This window comes from Nitrosomonas oligotropha, from assembly GCF_900106555.1.
Taxonomy (GTDB): domain Bacteria; phylum Pseudomonadota; class Gammaproteobacteria; order Burkholderiales; family Nitrosomonadaceae; genus Nitrosomonas; species Nitrosomonas oligotropha_A.
Genome location: NZ_FNOE01000014.1, coordinates 56807 through 74649, shown reverse-complemented (window position 1 = coordinate 74649; position 17843 = coordinate 56807). Strand labels below are relative to the sequence as shown.

20 protein-coding genes are annotated in these 17843 nt (G+C 45.2%); 3 read left to right on the top strand and 17 right to left on the bottom strand.

Annotated features, from left to right (window positions below):
- Positions 1 to 178: 178 nt before the first annotated feature.
- Both rpsT and BLU57_RS09260 read right to left on the bottom strand, forming a co-directional pair.
- A complete protein-coding gene (gene rpsT / locus BLU57_RS09265; RefSeq protein ID WP_090319638.1) occupies positions 179 to 445 on the bottom strand; it encodes a 30S ribosomal protein S20 in 267 nt (88 codons plus the stop codon).
- A 177-nt stretch (positions 446 to 622) separates the two neighbouring features.
- A complete protein-coding gene (locus BLU57_RS09260; protein ID WP_256206154.1) occupies positions 623 to 1009 on the bottom strand; it encodes a hypothetical protein in 387 nt (128 codons plus the stop codon).
- Between the two features lie 182 nt (positions 1010 to 1191).
- Here BLU57_RS09260 and BLU57_RS09255 point away from each other — a divergent pair, with 182 nt between their 5' ends.
- Positions 1192 to 1527, top strand: a complete 336-nt coding sequence (locus BLU57_RS09255; protein ID WP_143026955.1) for a hypothetical protein — start codon at positions 1192 to 1194, stop codon at positions 1525 to 1527.
- Positions 1528 to 1537: 10 nt separating this feature from the next.
- Here BLU57_RS09255 and BLU57_RS09250 read toward each other — a convergent pair whose 3' ends face one another.
- The 10 genes from BLU57_RS09250 to BLU57_RS09205 all read right to left on the bottom strand — a co-directional run bounded on the left by BLU57_RS09250 (position 1538) and on the right by BLU57_RS09205 (position 10420).
- A complete protein-coding gene (locus BLU57_RS09250) occupies positions 1538 to 1969 on the bottom strand; it encodes a GNAT family N-acetyltransferase (protein WP_090319607.1) in 432 nt (143 codons plus the stop codon).
- Positions 1970 to 1991: 22 nt separating this feature from the next.
- Complete coding sequence (locus tag BLU57_RS09245; protein WP_090319603.1) at positions 1992 to 3287, bottom strand: adenylosuccinate synthase; 1296 nt, start codon at positions 3285 to 3287, stop codon at positions 1992 to 1994.
- A 35-nt stretch (positions 3288 to 3322) separates the two neighbouring features.
- Positions 3323 to 4474, bottom strand: coding sequence for an ATP phosphoribosyltransferase regulatory subunit (locus BLU57_RS09240; RefSeq protein WP_090319600.1), 1152 nt, complete (start codon positions 4472 to 4474; stop codon positions 3323 to 3325).
- Between the two features lie 42 nt (positions 4475 to 4516).
- Positions 4517 to 4702: a DUF2065 domain-containing protein gene (locus BLU57_RS09235; RefSeq protein WP_090319596.1), complete on the bottom strand. Its 186-nt coding sequence runs from the start codon at positions 4700 to 4702 to the stop codon at positions 4517 to 4519.
- Positions 4703 to 4913: 211 nt separating this feature from the next.
- The gene (gene hflC / locus BLU57_RS09230; protein WP_090319593.1) at positions 4914 to 5789 is read right to left on the bottom strand and encodes a protease modulator HflC; all 876 of its coding nucleotides are present in this window, start codon (positions 5787 to 5789) and stop codon (positions 4914 to 4916) included.
- Positions 5790 to 6980 (bottom strand): FtsH protease activity modulator HflK, encoded by a 1191-nt coding sequence (gene hflK / locus BLU57_RS09225; RefSeq protein ID WP_090319591.1) that lies wholly within the window; start codon positions 6978 to 6980, stop codon positions 5790 to 5792.
- Between the two features lie 21 nt (positions 6981 to 7001).
- On the bottom strand, positions 7002 to 8189 hold the full coding sequence (gene hflX, locus BLU57_RS09220) for a GTPase HflX (RefSeq protein ID WP_090319589.1): 1188 nt from the start codon (positions 8187 to 8189) through the stop codon (positions 7002 to 7004).
- The gene (gene hfq, locus BLU57_RS09215; protein WP_090319587.1) at positions 8189 to 8434 is read right to left on the bottom strand and encodes an RNA chaperone Hfq; all 246 of its coding nucleotides are present in this window, start codon (positions 8432 to 8434) and stop codon (positions 8189 to 8191) included. Before hfq ends, hflX begins: the two co-directional genes overlap by 1 nt.
- A gap of 257 nt (positions 8435 to 8691) precedes the next feature.
- Positions 8692 to 9684 carry a cytochrome-c peroxidase gene (locus BLU57_RS09210; protein ID WP_090319584.1) on the bottom strand — a complete coding sequence of 331 codons (993 nt, stop codon included), beginning with the start codon at positions 9682 to 9684 and terminating at the stop codon, positions 8692 to 8694.
- 163 nt (positions 9685 to 9847) lie between these two features.
- Positions 9848 to 10420, bottom strand: coding sequence for an RNA pyrophosphohydrolase (locus BLU57_RS09205; RefSeq protein ID WP_090319582.1), 573 nt, complete (start codon positions 10418 to 10420; stop codon positions 9848 to 9850).
- Between the two features lie 209 nt (positions 10421 to 10629).
- On the opposite strand from BLU57_RS09205, the gene BLU57_RS09200 reads away from it, so the two are divergent.
- Together BLU57_RS09200 and BLU57_RS09195 are read left to right on the top strand one after the other, a co-directional pair.
- Entirely contained in the window at positions 10630 to 12339 is a 1710-nt protein-coding gene (locus BLU57_RS09200; protein WP_090319579.1) for a proline--tRNA ligase, read from the top strand.
- Positions 12327 to 12917, top strand: a complete 591-nt coding sequence (locus BLU57_RS09195; protein ID WP_090319576.1) for a lytic transglycosylase domain-containing protein — start codon at positions 12327 to 12329, stop codon at positions 12915 to 12917. The genes BLU57_RS09200 and BLU57_RS09195 overlap by 13 nt, the downstream gene beginning before the upstream one ends.
- Before the next feature lie 26 nt (positions 12918 to 12943).
- Here BLU57_RS09195 and BLU57_RS09190 read toward each other — a convergent pair whose 3' ends face one another.
- The 5 genes from BLU57_RS09190 to ilvC all read right to left on the bottom strand — a co-directional run bounded on the left by BLU57_RS09190 (position 12944) and on the right by ilvC (position 17832).
- A complete protein-coding gene (locus BLU57_RS09190) occupies positions 12944 to 13444 on the bottom strand; it encodes a TlpA family protein disulfide reductase (RefSeq protein ID WP_256206152.1) in 501 nt (166 codons plus the stop codon).
- Between the two features lie 22 nt (positions 13445 to 13466).
- Positions 13467 to 14999, bottom strand: a complete 1533-nt coding sequence (locus BLU57_RS09185; RefSeq protein WP_090319574.1) for a 2-isopropylmalate synthase — start codon at positions 14997 to 14999, stop codon at positions 13467 to 13469.
- A gap of 229 nt (positions 15000 to 15228) precedes the next feature.
- The gene (gene pssA / locus BLU57_RS09180; protein WP_090319571.1) at positions 15229 to 16005 is read right to left on the bottom strand and encodes a CDP-diacylglycerol--serine O-phosphatidyltransferase; all 777 of its coding nucleotides are present in this window, start codon (positions 16003 to 16005) and stop codon (positions 15229 to 15231) included.
- A 132-nt stretch (positions 16006 to 16137) separates the two neighbouring features.
- On the bottom strand, positions 16138 to 16803 hold the full coding sequence (locus BLU57_RS09175; RefSeq protein WP_090319568.1) for a phosphatidylserine decarboxylase: 666 nt from the start codon (positions 16801 to 16803) through the stop codon (positions 16138 to 16140).
- A gap of 12 nt (positions 16804 to 16815) precedes the next feature.
- On the bottom strand, positions 16816 to 17832 hold the full coding sequence (gene ilvC, locus BLU57_RS09170; RefSeq protein WP_090319565.1) for a ketol-acid reductoisomerase: 1017 nt from the start codon (positions 17830 to 17832) through the stop codon (positions 16816 to 16818).
- Positions 17833 to 17843: the final 11 nt, after the last annotated feature.

Below are 17843 nucleotides of genomic sequence, written 5' to 3'. Positions count from 1 at the left end.
CTCAATCCATCCGGTCCCCTCTGCCCATACAGCTTCCCAAAACACAGGCAGGTAGCCTCCTCTAGACTACTTAGTCACCTCACCACTGTCAAGGGGACACTAAACAAGGCGCCATCGCGGATCTCGTTTTTTTCAATACTTTCTTGCGCTATGAAATAAAAAGTAAATTAACTATTCCTTAGCTATTCAACATTTTGATGGCAGCGGATAATCGGCTTTTATAACGCGCAGCCTTATTTTTATGAATAATGCCCTTACCAGCAATTGAATCCACAGTTCCCAGAGAACTATTAAAAGCATTTTGGGCCAATTCCTTATTTCCTGTTCCAATTGCCTTTCTAACCGATTTTATTGCAGTACGTAATTTAGACCGCAAACTGACATTGTATTCTCTGCGTTTGACCGCTTGTCTCGCACGCTTTCTTGCTTGTGCACTGTTAGCCATAAAAATCCACAGCTCCTTCAAAGAAAAAGGATTGGATACTACTTTCTTTTTTTCTATATTGCAACCATAACTGCCTAAAACCTGAAGTAAATCTACAAACCTCAAGCATTTTAATGACTACCACTCATCGTTATAATTTTTCAAAACTAGAATTATAAAAACGATGTTAGATTTTTACTAATTCTGTTTTATAGAACGCGGAGGTTTACAATAAAACCGCGATGGATATTCCGGATTGCGCTGTTTATTCCGAATAACATCACCACCTTCATTGACACAAACCATTACCGATTTGTCTAGATTGGGAAAATATTCGTTTGATCCTGGTTGAGCCGAGGTTGGCGGCACTTTTTCTCTGATTCTGGCGCAGAGATCTGGTTCATTTGGTTTCGGCCGGTCACTTTCCATCGCTGGCAATGGGCAAAGATTACAAGGGTCTCCAGGACATAAACAACCTTCGCAATTGGCTAATGTCGGTGCGGCATAGGTAATTAGCCCTATACCGAACAATAAGCCCGCACTGATTTTAAATACTGATAACAACATTCTTACACTTTTCATCATACTTATTCACCTGAAAAATTTTATCTCAATTTTGTTTTGTAGATCTTTAATAAAGATTTGATAACCGACAGCAATCAGCAAAAACATCTGCTTTTTGTTATACTGATTTTACCTCAACTTAGATTGAGCTAAGAGCAATGCAGAAAACTTTGAGTCCATAAATCATGATAATGAATTTCAATTTGAAACTATTAAAATCCACTTTATGCATACTGAGTATTCTGATCGTCTCGTTTGCTCATGCTGAAACCATTGAGCTTCTACAAAAAAATGCCAGCGTAGCCTATGAAAAAATGATGGAAGCCAAACAAGCTGCCGAATCTTCGACCAAAGATGTTACTTTTGCTGAGAAAAAACTGGCTTCAGCTAAGCAAAAGATGATTGAAGCCGAACGCGAAGCTGAAGCAGCCAAGAGGAAATCGGAACAAGCTAGAATCGCGATGGAACACGCAACTAACCGGTGGAAACAAGCTTCCGATGCACTGGCAAATGAATGGGGCAAATCGGAGGTCAAATAGTCAAAATTGATTATTTGATAGATAGTGTCATTTTGACATGTGGAATATCGGCTTCGATAAATTCTTCTCCCACAATTTCGAATCCAAATTTTTTATAGAATGGTATAGCGCTCGTTTGTGCATGTAATTGCGCTTGAAACTGATGCCGTTTTACTAATACTTGTAATAATCTAGTCAGCAATGCACTGCCCAAACCTTGACCGCGCCATTCTTTTAATACCGCCATACGGCCAATATGGCCATCCGGCAATAGCCGCGCTGTCCCCACCGGTTGTCCGGCGTTATTCACAGCAAGCGCATGCACGCTGACTGCATCAAACTGATCCCACTCCAATTCTTCTAGAACCAGCTGTTCGCGTATAAACACCGCTGTTCGGACTACACGAAGAGCCGTCGCCGCTTCTTCCCAGCTCACAATTTGTACAGCATCAGCATCACGCACGATTAGCTTCTAACAAGCGGCATTATTTAAATGGATGACGTAGCAGAATCGTCTCTTCTCTGTCCGGTCCGGTGGAAATCATATCGATCGGTATTTCACAAACTTCTTCAAGACGTTTCAGATAATTTTGCGCTGCTTTGGGTAATTGTGTGAACTCCCTAATCCCAGCCGTATTTTCTGACCAACCCGGTATTTCCTCGTAGATTGGCTCACAGTTATCCAGATCATCAGCACCAACGGGCAGAATAGTACTGCTGCTGCCATTGCTCAATTTATAACCAACACCAAGATTCAAACTTTCCACACCGTCCAATACATCCAGTTTAGTAATACATAGTCCTGTCACACCATTGATTTGTATTGAACGCTTCAGCGCGACCGCATCAAACCAGCCGCAGCGGCGCGGTCGTCCAGTAGTTGATCCAAATTCATGGCCGCGCTTTGCAAGATGCTTGCCAACCTCGTCATCCAATTCTGTTGGAAATGGTCCTGATCCAACCCGCGTGGTATAGGCTTTGGTAATTCCAAGAACATAATGCAGCATCTGCGGCCCGACTCCACTCCCGGGAGCTGCTGCGCCAGCCACGCAATTGCTGGATGTGACGAAAGGATATGTGCCATGATCGACATCAAGTAGCGCGCCTTGCGCACCTTCAAACAACAGATTATTTCCCGCTTTATTCGCTTCAAATAACAATCGCGGAACATCGGCTACCATGGGTTTGATTCTCTCGGCTTGGGCCAATGCATCATCCATTGTTTTTTGAAAATCTATAATCGGTGCTTGAAAATAATTTTTCAACACGAAATTATGATAATCCAGCATCTCACCCAGCTTAGCAGCAAAACGATCGCGGTGAAACAGGTCCTGCAAGCGAATAGCCCGACGTGCGACTTTATCTTCGTAAGCCGGTCCAATGCCGCGCCCCGTAGTGCCTATTTTTCCGACACCCCTGGCAGTCTCGCGCGCGTTATCCAAGGCAATATGACAGGGTAAAATTAACGGGCAGGCTTCACTAATCCGCAATCGATTGCTGACATCAATTCCGCTTTGCTCCAACATATCAATTTCACTGAGCAGCGCCTCCGGCGAAATCACAACACCATTACCGATATAACAAACCACCGTATCACGCAGAATACCGGAGGGAATCAGGTGCAATACGGTTTTCTTGTTGCCGATGACCAATGTGTGACCTGCATTATGTCCGCCTTGAAAACGCACCACGCCTTGCGCATGATCCGTTAGCCAGTCGACGATCTTGCCTTTTCCTTCATCGCCCCATTGCGTACCAATGACGACAACATTTTTAGTCATATTGCTAATCTCTAAAAAATTCTGTTTCCAAATGATTAAATTTTTTTAACGATCCATTGCCCGTCATGCAATATTAATTCCCTATCGCAATCGAGAGATTTGCCTTTTTGCCCCGGCAATTCCACCACAACGATCTGCCCTACCTTACGCAATTGCTCAATTTTGTTTTCCAATTCAGTGTTTTTTTTCTGATAAGGCGCGCTGATTGCCTTTGGATACGATTGCGGCTTCATCAATCTGGACAATTCTCTTAAATCCATACTGAAACCTGTGGCCGGGCGGGCTCGCCCGAATGCTTTGCCTATTTCATCATAACGTCCGCCTAAAGCAATCGCATTGGAGCAACCGCTAGTATAGGCGGCAAAAACCATTCCGGTATGGTAATGATAGCCGCGTAAATCGGCCAAATCGAATGCGATCTCATCGACAATCGGTTTCAGCTCTTCTTTAGCAATGCTCAGTTCATTCAGAGCCGCTCTGATTTCCCGATAGTCCGGTAATCGGCTGGCCGCATCAGCAAGCACTTTGTGATCGCCATACAGTTCAGGCAATAGCAATAATGCTTCTCGTGTTTGCTTTTGCAAATCCACACACAGTTCCTGTAAAGTGGACACATCTTTTGCTTGCAATACCGCGTAAAGTTCAGCTTCAAGTTCGTGCGAAATACCCGCGCCTTTAATCAAGCCACGAAAAACTGCAACATGACCAAGATCCAATTGGATTGCGCTCACACCGGAGACAGTCAGGCACTGCAACATAAGTCGCTGAATTTCTAAGTCACTCTCCAGACCGGAATGACCATAAAGCTCTGCACCTACTTGTAAAGGCTCTCGCGTTTTGGTTATGCCCGCGGGCGCGGTATGCAATACGCTATTGGCATAACACAAACGTGTAATGCCTTCAAAATTCAACAAATGCGCGTCAATTCTTGCCACTTGCGGTGTCATATCGGCACGTAGCCCCATCATGCGGCCACTCAACTGATCAATCACCTTAAACATGTGCAAATCCATGTCACTGCCACTACCGGTCAGCAACGATTCTACATACTCCAATAAAGGCGGCACCACTTGTTGATAGCCATGCACCATCAGCAGATCTATGATCTGGCGGCGCATACCTTCAATATGTATTGCTTCCGCAGGCAATATATCTTCAACAAACTCTGGAAGTAACCAATTACGCATATTTATGATTGACGAGCTGTCAACAAAAAGAATAAAAAAACATCAACTGACGATAAGAAGCACCATTAATCCGACTAACATCGAAGTCAAACCTACAAACCGGATCTGATTATCGTTAATCTCCGTCAGTTTTCTAAATGCTTCCCGCCATGTCTGCGGTGATAGAAAGGGTAACATTCCTTCTAAAATTAACATCAATGCAACTGCATTAAGAAAAGTTTCCCACATACTCAGAACCACTCCGGTTTAATCGTGCCAACATAATTTCTCTACAAGAAGCAGAAAAATTAAGAGGTTCTGATGTAATCGCATATACAAGAACCATTACGATTTCCAGAACCTCTTTCTCAGTCATTACATAATCGAGTTACATAAAAACCACCTAGGTATGCAATGCAGAAATTGCGTTTATACCTTCATCTATACCGCTCCTCGTTACCTACTTGCTGACTGCCGGGTTTCTCAGATACTTGAAGAAATCGGAGGTAGGTTCCAACACCAACATGTCGCCCTTGTTCTTGAATGACTGTTTATAAGCATCGACGCTACGCCAGAAAGCATAAAATTCCGGATCTTTCTGAAATGCAGTGGCATAAGTCGCTGCTGCTTGACTATCACCATCACCCATCGTTTTTTGCGCTTCCCGGTAAGCTTCGGCTAATATTACTTCACGCTGCCTATCGGCATCCGCGCGAATTTTTTCTGATTCAGCCGCACCGGTAGAACGTAATTCGTTGGCAACCCTTTTACGTTCCGCTTCCATACGTCTAAATACCGACTCGCTGACCTCTTGCGGAAGATCGACACGCTTCAAGCGCACATCGACTACTTCCACACCAATAGAGCGCGCATCGTTATCCGCTTTCTGGCGCATAATTTCCATGATGACATCACGCTCACCCGAAACCACGTCGTGAACAGTGCGGTTACCAAACTCATCGCGCAAACTTGCATTGATAGTCTGCGCCAAACGTGTTTGCGCCAGTGCTTCATCGCCACGCACACTGATGTAATATTGTTTTACATCGACAATACGCCATTTCACAAACAAATCCACCAGAACGTTCTTTTTCTCTGACGTAATAAAGCGCTCAGGTTCTTCGGTATTCATTGTCAGAATACGTTTCTCAAAATAACGCACATTATGAGCAATTGGAATTTTGAAGTATAACCCGGGTTCGGTTTTAACATCGATAACTTCACCCAACTGGAACAAAATGGCTTGCTGCCGTTCATCCACAACATAAATAGCTGAGCTACCCAGGAAAAAAATTGCGATAACAATGCCTGAAAATACTGATGTAAAACTTTTCATCTATCTTGCCTCCCGTTCGCGACTGCGAAAAGATTCTCGAGCCCGCACACTGCCGCTCTCAGCTGTCGTTTCCTGCATCATGGGCTGCACAGAGACAGGTGAAACCGATGATGGTGCTCCACTCATATTAACCAACTTATCCAATGGCAAGTACAAGAGGTTGTTACCGCTTTTCTGATCAACAATAATCTTGCTGGTGTTAGAAAGTACTTGCTGCATCATGTCAAGATATAGACGTTCACGCGTAACTTTCGGCGCTTTGCTATATTCAGCAAGAATTTGTTCGAAACGGCTGGCATCACCCTCCGCACTGACAATCACTCGTTGCTTATAACCCTCTGACTCCTGAATCAATCGAGCCGCATTACCTACCGCTCTTGGAATTACGTCATTGGCATAAGCCTGGCCTTCGTTCTTTTGCCGTTCTCTGTCTTGTCCGGCTTTAACCGCATCGTCAAAGGCTGCTTGAACTTGCTCAGGCGGTTGGGCATTTTGCATCGTTACTCTGCTGATCGAAATACCAATCTCATAACGATCCAAAATCTTCTGCATTAATTGCGTTGCATTAGCTGCAACTTGCTCACGGCCTTCGTAAAGAACATAGTCCATTTTACTTTTACCGATTACTTGACGGATTGCCGTTTCTGCCGCCTGCAAAACAGCTTCGTCAGGATTCCTATTCTTAAATAGGAAATTCTCCGGATTATTCAATATGTATTGCACCGCAAATTGAATATCGATGATGTTTTCATCATCAGTTAACATCAATGATTCCCGCAGTACTTTACTGCGCACATTGTTACGATAACCAATTTCAACCGTGCGAACTTGACTGACGTTTACTACTTCCACTTTCTCGACCGGGTAAGGTATATGCCACCGCAAACCTGCCGGAGCGGTATCAACATACTGGCCAAAACGCAACACAACGCCTCTATGCCCTTCATCCACGATATAAAATCCGCTTGCCGACCAGACTACCGCAAGCAAACCAAGAATCACTGCGATGCTACTACCACTTTGCGGCTTAGGGCTTGGAGTGTTAGAGCCAGAGCCGTCATCGCCTCCACCGCCTTTTTTTTGCCCGAAAATATTATTGATCTTTTTGTTGACATTACGCAGCACATCATCCAGATCCGGCGGACCAGAATCACCTTTGTTTTTTCCCCATTGTGGATCATTTAATCCCATAACAATTCCTGTTTTGTTCGTTCAAAAAAGTTCTTGTACCGTAGCACAATCTCCAGTTATTTTCGGAATATCTGTAGGTTCTTCATATAATTTCTTAGAGTTTTCTACTACTGCTTCTGTCAATGCCTGCCTTACAAGTGCTATTCCTTCACCAGTTTTTGCACTTAAACGAATGCGAGATATTCTATCATATTCGTCACGTGTGCAACCTTTACTAGCTTCTGCCAAGTCAGTCAGATCAATCTTATTTAAGATTAAAATTTGCGGAATCGTATCAGCGCCAATCTCTTTTAAAATCTTATTCACTTCTTCGATTTGCTCATCCCGGTTAGGACTGCTGGCATCGATAACATGCAACAAGATATCGGCTTGCACGGTTTCTTCGAGTGTGGCACGAAAAGCCGCCACCAAGGTATGCGGTAGTTCTCGAATGAATCCTACCGTGTCAGAAATGACTACCGACCCTCCTTCAGCAAGAAATAATTTTCGTGTCGTCGTGTCCAATGTAGCAAACAATTGATCGGCGGCATACGTTTGAGCGCGAGTCAACTTATTAAATAGAGTCGATTTCCCTGCATTGGTATAACCGACAATAGATACCGACAATACATTGGTACGCTGCCTTGATCGCCTCTGCACAGTACGCTGGCGCTGCAGAGTTGCAAGTTTCTCTTTGAGCAATTTAACACGCTTTCGAATCAAACGGCGATCTGTTTCCAATTGCGTTTCACCAGGACCACGCAAACCGATACCTCCTTTTTGCCGCTCCAGATGAGTCCAACCCCGCACAAGACGCGTCACCAGATGCTCAAGCTGTGCAAGCTCTACTTGTAATTTTCCTTCATGACTTTTAGCACGCTGAGCAAATATATCTAAAATCAGACTGGTGCGGTCAATGACGTTACAATTTAACCGCAAAGATAAATTGCGCTGCTGTGCCGGAGACAAATCATGATTGAATATAACGAGTGTAGCGTTGTTTAACGAGATCAACCGTGCAATCTCGTCGACTTTACCGCTACCAATATAGGTCGTTGGATCAGGCCGCGAACGCTTTCCTTCCAGAACCGCCGCAACTTGAAGTCCTGCGCTAATAGCTAGTTGCTGCAATTCCTGCAAGCTATCAGCATGAGTGCTACTGCCAAAATCAATACCAACCAGTATCGCTGCAACGGCAGCATTCGCTTTATCCATACCTGATTCAAGCATCAGGCATCACGTGCATCCAATGTTTCAATGGGAATAGTAACGGCTCTTGCGGGCACTACCGTAGAAATCGCATGTTTGTATACCATTTGCGTAACCGAGTTTTTCAACAACACAACATATTGATCAAATGAATCAATCTGCCCTTGCAATTTAATACCATTCACTAGATATATCGATACCGGAATATGCTCTTTCCGTAATATATTCAAAAACGGATCTTGCAGTAACTGTCCCTTGTTACCCATGGGTAACTCCCTATTCTAATTATTGGTTATCGGAATAGTGACTCTACTTTATTTTTTAATGTAAATCTATACCTGATTGCACTAATACAGTAGAGTCGTCATATTAATCTAAATTAACTACTGCCCGTAGCATCACTTACCCTATTGGCGACTCACAGGCATTCAGATTGTTTGTTAACAACCTGTATGCCTGGATATTGATTCCCCGGTTTTGTTTCAATATTAAAATTGCTTATTTTTCAGCAAACCACTCATTATTAGAACGGTACAGGTCTTGGGGTATTATTGTTGGATGGCGGTAAAACCGGCAGTTTAATATCAGGTTGATCACCGGTTAGGGTCTTTAAGAAAGCAACGATGCTATCAATTTCTTTCTTATTGAAATCACGGTCCAACTGAATTTTACCCATTGTTTTTACAGCATCTTCCAATGTTGCTGCTGCGCCATCATGAAAGTAGGGATAGGTCAATTCAATATTGCGCAAAGTCGGTACTTTGAAAACATTCAAGTCAGTATCCTTTCCAGTGACCCCTTTTCTTCCTTCCGCTTTGCTTGCGGTTTTATAAGGATGATGCACACCGAATTTCTGATAAAGCGCACCGCCAACTGCTGGACCGTTATGACAACCGGCGCAGCCGCTGCTCTTGAATAATTCGTAACCTTCCACTTCTTGAGCATTCAATGCTTTTTTGTCACCTTCCAGCCATTTATCGAAACGCGACCCTGGTGTAACAAGTGTTTCTTCAAAAGCGGCGATCGCAGTAGTTACCCGGTCAATATCAACCTGATCGGAACCAAATGCTTTTGCAAAATGAGCACGGTACTGAGGAATGGATTGCAGCACTTCGACAGCGACTTTATGGGTTGAAGCCATTTCACCTGGATTAGCAATTGGGCCACCGGCTTGTTCTTTCAGATCCTTAGCGCGTCCATCCCAGAATTGCGCCAAGTTCATGCTGGCATTAAGGACGGTTGGTGCATTAATCGGACCTTGTTGCCATTTATGACCGATTGAGGTAGGAATATTATCCGTTCCGCCCATGCTCAAATTATGGCAAGAGTTGCATGAAATAAATCCTGATTTTGACAGACGGGGATCAAAAAACAGCATCTTACCCAGTTCAACCACATCAGCATTTGCTACTTTTGCGGCTTTAATGGGCTGTATAGGTTCATTGGCTGAAACATTAATCGAAGTGACAAGAGCGCCAATCGATAACAGCGACGCAACCATTGCACGTATCTTCATCGGTATTCTCCATAAGTAAATAAATAAAAAACGGCTGTAATGGCGCAGCCGATTACGCCTGATGAAACACCCACACATGGGAATTTGTAAAAAGCGGAACGGCTCAACTTCGTTCCTGTTACTTGCAGGGCGACTTAAAAACCCTGCAAAACTCTCAGACGAACTACTCGTTTACTTCCAGTTGATCGGCCAGGATCTCTTTCGATCCTTTGGGTAGAATTTTTTGATCATATCCCGCCCCGATACTTTGGTTGGGGCAAGAATCCGTTTTTAACAAGCGCGACAATTCCGTCAGCGCTTGCTTATATACTTTACGTTTGAATTCAACAACCGAATCCAATTCAATCCAATACTGGTTCCAGCGCCAAGCATCGAATTCGGGGTGCGCGCTCCTGCGCAATGAAACATCACTATCGCGCCCGATCAAACGCAGCAAATACCAAATTTGCTTTTGTCCCTTGTAATTCCCCCGCCACTCCCGCCGGATCCAGCGATCGGGAACCTCGTACCTTAACCAATCCCGTGTGCGCCCGACAATCTCTACGTGATTTGGACGCAACCCGATCTCTTCGCTTAATTCCCGATACATGGCCTGTTCGGGACTTTCTCCCGACTTAATGCCGCCTTGAGGAAATTGCCAAGAATTTTGTCTAATACGTTTGCCCCAGAATACCTCATTTTTTGAATTCAGGAGGATAATACCGACATTGGGGCGATATCCATTACGGTCAATCATATGGAATACTCATTTGACCCATCAAATGGGTGGATTTTTTCATACTTTTCTTTAGATTGAAAGTGCTCGAAGAATAAAAATCCTAGCACTCCAGCATTTTCATCAATCTCAATTAAATTACTTATTCGTCATATAGGGACTAATTCCCACTTAACCAAGTATTTCAAGGTAAAATCCTTACAACTTTATTTTCATAATGGAATCCCTTCATGCGCGTCTCGCAATTTTTTATTTCAACGCTTAAAGAAGCTCCTGCCGAAGCGGAGCTTATCAGTCACAAACTCATGCTCCGTGCCGGACTCATCAAGCGCTTGGGGAGCGGATTGTATACTTGGATGCCATTAGGTTTGAGGGTATTACGTAAAATAGAGAATATCGTGCGGGAGGAAATGAACAAAAGCGGCGCCATCGAAGTGCTCATGCCCGCGATACAACCGGCGGAATTATGGCAAGAAACCGGCCGTTGGGATGTTTTCGGGCCGCAAATGCTAAAAATCAAGGATCGTCATGAGCATGACTTTTGTTTCGGCCCCACGCACGAAGAAATCATCACCGACATCGCACGCAAGGAAATCAAAAGCTACCGCCAGCTGCCACTCAATTTTTATCAAATTCAAACAAAATTCCGCGATGAAATCCGGCCGCGCTTCGGTGTAATGCGCGCGCGCGAATTTATCATGAAAGATGCTTATTCATTCCATACCGATGAAAATAGTTTGATGCAAACGTATCAACAGATGTATGAAACTTACAGCCGTATTTTCACCCGCCTCGGATTGAAATTCCGTGCCGTTGCAGCCGATACCGGCGCCATCGGGGGTAGTGGCTCTCATGAGTTTCATGTATTAGCGGATTCCGGAGAAGATGCCATCGCGTTCTGCCCTGAGTCGGACTATGCCGCCAATATCGAATTAGCTAACGCATTATTTGCTCAACAAGAACGCGACACGCCGGATGGCGATATGCAAAAAGTGGCGACTCCCGGTAAAAAGACCTGTGCCGAAGTTGCCGAATTTTTAAAAATCCCGCTGCAAAAAACCGTCAAAACACTAGCGGTCAAAGCCAATGACGAAATATTCCTTTTGCTGCTACGAGGGGATCATCAGCTCAATGAATTAAAAGTAAGAAAAATACCCTTTTTATCCGGGTTTCAGATGGCCACTGAAGAGGATATTCTACGCACCACTGGAACAGTGCCCGGATATATCGGCCCTGTCGGTTTAGAGACTCGTGTGATTGCTGATCAAGCGGTCATGAATATGAGTAATTTTGTGTGTGGCGCTAATGCAGAAGGTTTTCATTTGACGCAGGTAAACTTTGCACGCGATCTCAAACTACCCGATCACGTCTTTGATATCCGCAATGTTGTTCCGGGCGATGATTCTCCGGACGGCAAAGGTAAACTGGAAATTTGCCGCGGCATTGAAGTGGGTCATATTTTCCAATTACGTACCAAATATTCCGAAATTATGAAAGCCAACTATCTCGACGAATCAGGTCAGACTCAAAATATGGAAATGGGTTGCTATGGCATCGGTATCTCACGCATCGTCGCGGCTGCTATCGAACAAAATCACGATGATCACGGCATTATTTTCCCTGACACCATCGCGCCTTTTCAACTTGCGATCGTACCCATCGGCCTGCAAAAAAGCGCTCTCGTCAAAGATACCGTGGAAAATCTCTACCAGCAGTTCACCGATGCACAGATCGAAATACTCTTGGATGATCGCGATGAGCGCCCTGGTGTCATGTTTGCCGATATGGAATTAATCGGCATTCCGCACCGGATTGTTGTCGGCGAACGAGGACTCAAGCAATCGACCATTGAATATCAAGGACGGAAAGATCAAGCTTCACAAGCGGTACACATTGATGAAATTTTTTCATTCATAACGGCCAAGCTATGCAAAAACTAATCGGTACACTCTTCTTATTATTCTCATCCAGTTTTATTCATGCCAACAATTTGCAGTATGAACAGCTATCTGCCAGTACACAGACCATCACTTTTCATGAGAAAAGTGATCAAGCAGCTTCATATATCGAATATGCCGCTGTAGCAGACAGCGTAACCTGGCTGATCAACATGAGCCGCCGTTTGGAAAAATACATACCGGACCTGATTGAGCGAGAGGAATTTCTAAGAACGGTTTATTACGAAGCAACGCGGGCTGGATTGGATCCGCAACTGGTGTTAAGCATCATTCAAGTCGAAAGCGGTTTTAAAAAATATGCCGTTTCACATGCCGGTGCACGCGGCTATATGCAAGTTATGCCATTCTGGACTGGCGTCATTGGCCATCAAGATCACAATCTGTTTCATTTGCGCGTGAATTTGCGCTACGGCTGCACCATTCTGCGTCATTATCTGAATAAGGAAAAAGGCGACTATTTCCGTGCATTAGGACGATACAATGGTAGTCTCGGAGAAGCCGCCTACCCGCAATTGGTGTTCAACAAATGGCAGACGGTATGGCGCTATTCGGCATCCTGACCGGATAGAATGAGCCGTCGGTGAAATCAGTGTTTTTGATTAATACTTTTTTTGTTTGATTTTGAGTCTATAAACTCTTCAATACTCTCGCGCGAAATAATCCCCTGCTGGCGCGCAGCCGGGTTTCCCTCCGGATCAAAAAAATAGGTACTGGGCAATAACGAAACGTCATCCAGCTGGGAAGCAATTTTCCGGTCACCCAACACAATGGGATAGTTAATGGACATGGATTTCACAAAATCCATCACCACTTTCGGGTCATCAACATCCATCGCGACTCCAATCACGATCAGATCTTCGCGTTGCTCATACAGCGCAATCAAATCGGGAATTTCTTTCAAGCAGGGCGGGCACCACGTCGCCCAGAAATTGACCAGCACCCAACGCCCTTTGTAATCCGTAAGCTTATGAATTTTACCGGTTGTATCTTGGAACTGAAACGCTTGCACTGAGAAGCTCAACAGCAAGACAATCAAACAAAATAATACTTTGACGTTACGTTTCATCATCTTGCGCAGAGTTTCCATTTTATTTATTCATCCCAGCCGGCTACACTTGCGGGTGAGCCCGTTCCAGCTTGCTGTGCAGTTTATTCAACGCGCTCAGATAAGCCTTTGCCGAAGCCACAACTATATCCGTATCGGAGCCATGCCCGTTTACGATACGATCGGATTTCTGTAATCGCACAGTCACTTCACCTTGCGCATCGGTTCCACTGGTAATATTGTTCACCGAGAACAGTTGCAGCTTAGCTTCACTGGCCAGCAACGTCTCAATCGCACGGAAAGTTGCATCCACAGGACCACTGCCTTGAGACTCGGCATGCATCTCCTTGCCATCATCGGAAATCACGATGCGTGCATATGGCACTTCACCGGTTTCACAATGCACAGTGAGCGATATAAGGCGGTAACGCTCCTGCAACACCAGCACCTCATCTGAAACCAGCGCTTGTAAGTCTTCATCGAAGATTTCATGTTTCTTATCCGCCAACTCCTTGAAGCGCATGAACGTATTATTGAGCATTTCCTCGGATTCCAATTCGATTCCCAGTTCCATCAAACGGTTACGGAAAGCATTACGGCCTGAGTGTTTTCCCAGCAATAATTTATTCGCGCCCCACCCGACATCTTCCGCCCGCATGATTTCGTAGGTCTCACGATGCTTCAACACACCATCCTGATGAATACCGGATTCATGCGCAAAAGCATTGGCGCCCACAATTGCTTTATTGGGCTGCACCGGAAAACCGGTAATACCGGACACCAGCTTACTGGCCGATACGATATGCGTGGTATCGATTTTTGTATCGCAGGGGAAATAATCCTGGCGCGTACGCACTGCCATCACGATCTCCTCCAACGCAGCGTTGCCTGCGCGCTCTCCCAAGCCGTTGATCGTACATTCAACTTGGCGCGCGCCATTCATCACAGCGGTCAATGAATTGGCCACAGCCAGCCCCAAGTCATTATGACAATGAACCGAAAAGATCGCTTTATCGGAATTCGGTATGCGTTCACGCAGATTATGAATCAGCTTGCCGAATTGATCGGGCATCGTATAGCCAACCGTGTCCGGAATATTCAATGTCTTTGCTCCGGCGTCAATCACTGCTTCCAATATCTGGCAGAGAAAATCAATTTCCGACCGCCCGGCGTCTTCCGGAGAAAACTCAACGTTATCGGTATATTGACGCGCCCATTTCACCGCTTTCACTGCCTGTGTGATCACTTGATCAGGTGACATTCGCAGCTTTTTCTTCATATGAATCGGCGATGTTGCAATGAACGTATGAATGCGAGCCGATTGTGCGCCTTTCAATGCTTCACCAGCACGTTGAATATCCGCTTCAATCGCCCGCGCCAAACCGCATACGATACTGTCTTTAACCGAATCGGCAACCGACTTGACTGCCTCAAAATCTCCGTTGGAAGCTGCGGGAAAACCAGCTTCAATGACATCGACACCCATGCGCTCCAGTTGCCAAGCAATGCGTACCTTCTCTTCTTTTGTCATGGATGCACCAGGACTTTGCTCACCGTCACGTAACGTCGTATCAAAAATAATCAAATGCTCTTGCATTATGCTCTCCACTTGAGGAAGAAAACCTTAATGAATAATAAAACTCGTGGTGCGAATTTTATAGGGAAGACAGGGAAATAGGGAGAGAAAATTTTAGCGCGCAAGGCGCAGCAGCAGTTCTGCTAGAACTATCGAAGCTGGAATAAAATGCAATGATTGGGTAAAGTGCTTAGAAAACATGATGGACGGGAATATAAATAGTTTTTCCTTTTAACGCAATAGGTAATCTTCAGGTACCGGGGGTCTCACTATTTTTCTTACTTCTGCCCAATCGCCATAACTTCACAAAATAACCGGAAAATGCATAAACCGCGAACAAAATGAATAAGACCAGCGGCGGATGACTCGGAATCAAAACAAAGAAGAACAGCACCAATAACAGGACCGTAAAAAACGGCACGCGGCGGCGTAAATTAAACTCCTTGCCGCTGTAGTATGGAATATTGCTAACCATCGTCAAACCGGCAAATAAAGTCACGATGGAAGCCAATCCCTTAATATCGCTTCCTTGCACTTGAAAATCAATCGTTACCCAAACCAATCCCGCAATCAATGCAGCAGCAGCCGGACTGGGCAGACCTTGGAAGAAACGTTTATCGACCACTTCGATGTTGGTATTGAAGCGCGCAAGCCGTAATGCGGCACAAGCGCAATAAATGAATGCAATAATCCAACCCCATTGCCCCATTTCTTTCAGTGCCCATTCATACACAATCAATGCCGGTGCAACACCAAAAGAAACCATGTCCGACAAGCTATCGTATTCGGCGCCGAACTCGCTTTGGGTACCCGTTAATCGCGCTACCCTGCCATCCAATCCATCCAGTACCATGGCAATGAATACTGCGATTGCCGAATATTCAAAATTTCCGTTCATCGCCTGCACGATGGCATAAAACCCGGCGAATAATGCAGCCGTCGTAAATAAATTGGGTAACAGATAGATGCCGCGCCGTCTCAGCCGGGCTTTCAGTACGGTACGTTCTGGTAGAGAATCAGGCGTCATGAGCGTTTTAATAAAAGGATACGAAACGGAAATATACTCAGTTAAAAATCAATGACAAGAATCACGAAAAACTTGACTCAATACCAGTTATTGATTCTGCAACGCTAGCACAAAAAGTGAAACGCGGTTCCTTCAAGCCACCGGTTTAGCTTCTTCGCGAAATTCCGCCAATACGGTCAGTGTCGCCGACACCTTATCTCCGATATTGACATTGATTTTAGTATCAAGCGGTAAATATACATCCACTCGCGAACCGAACCGTATGAAACCGAAGCGCTGACCGCGCGCCACATGATCGCCCGGCGATACATGACAAAGTATGCGCTTTGCAATCAGCCCGGCTACTTGCACACACGTCACATCGGCGCCATTATCCGTTTTAATCCATAACGCATTGCGTTCATTCTCCAGCGAAGCCTTGGGTAAATCTGCATTAATGAATTTTCCCGGGAAGTACCATTTGTCACGCACTTCTCCATCAACCGGGCTACGGTTGGAATGCACATTAAATACATTCATAAACACGCTGATCTTGACAGCTTCCCGTTCCAGATAGGGATCTTGGGTTTTTTCTACCGCCACAATTCTGCCATCAGCCGGTGCCAATATGGCATTGCGATTCTCCGGCACTTCGCGCGGCGGGTCGCGAAAAAATTGCAGAACAAAAAGAGCAATCACCCAAAACGGGAGCGCCCAAAGCCAGCCAATTAATTCTGTTGCGCCAAGCGCGGCGACAAACGCAATCGCAATATGCAACCAGCCTTCGCGAGCAATGATAGGATGGGGATAATGAGCCATAAAGTTAATTTTTTAGTTTTTACCTTGATCAACCAATTTATTCTTCTTGATCCATGGCATCATGTCGCGCAACTTAGCGCCCACTTGCTCGATTTGATGCTCGGATGCAATACGGCGGCTTGCCTTCAGAACTGGCGCACCAGCTTGATTCTCGAGAATGAATTCGCGCGCATACTCACCAGTTTGAATCTCCCGCAGAATTTTGCGCATTTCGGCGCGTGTTTCGTCGGTAATAATGCGCGGTCCGCGTGATACATCACCATATTCCGCGTTATTGGAAATTGAGTAACGCATATTGGCGATGCCGCCCTCATAAATCAGATCAACAATCAATTTAACTTCATGCAAGCACTCGAAATACGCCATTTCCGGCGCATAACCAGCTTCCACCAGCGTCTCAAAACCAGTTTGAATCAATGCAGTTAAGCCGCCACATAGCACTACCTGTTCTCCGAACAAGTCTGTCTCGGTTTCTTCGCGGAAACTGGTTTCAATCACACCACCCCGGGTACCGCCGTTAGCAGCTGCGTAAGAAAGTGCCAGATCTCGCGCTTTACCGGATTTATCCTGATGCACGGCGATCAGTGATGGCACACCACCACCTTGTAGATAGGTCGAGCGTACCAGATGACCTGGCCCTTTGGGTGCAATCATGATCACATCAAGATCTTCACGCGGCGTCACTTGCCCATAGTGCACGCTGAAACCATGCGCAAATGCCACTGTCGCATTTTTCTTCAAGCCGGGCTCGATTTCTCTTTTATATACCGATCCAATTTGTTCATCGGGCAATAAAATCATGACGACATCAGCATCTTTAACGGCTTCAGCAACTTCCATAACCTTCAATCCGGCTTTTTCCGCTTTACCCCAAGATAATCCGCCTTTACGCAGACCGACAGTTACTTTCACACCGGATTCACTCAAATTGTTAGCATGCGCGTGACCTTGCGAGCCATAACCCAATATCGTTACTTTTTTCCCCTTAATCAGAGATAGATCTGCGTCTTTGTCGTAATAAACTTTCATTATTTTCCTTT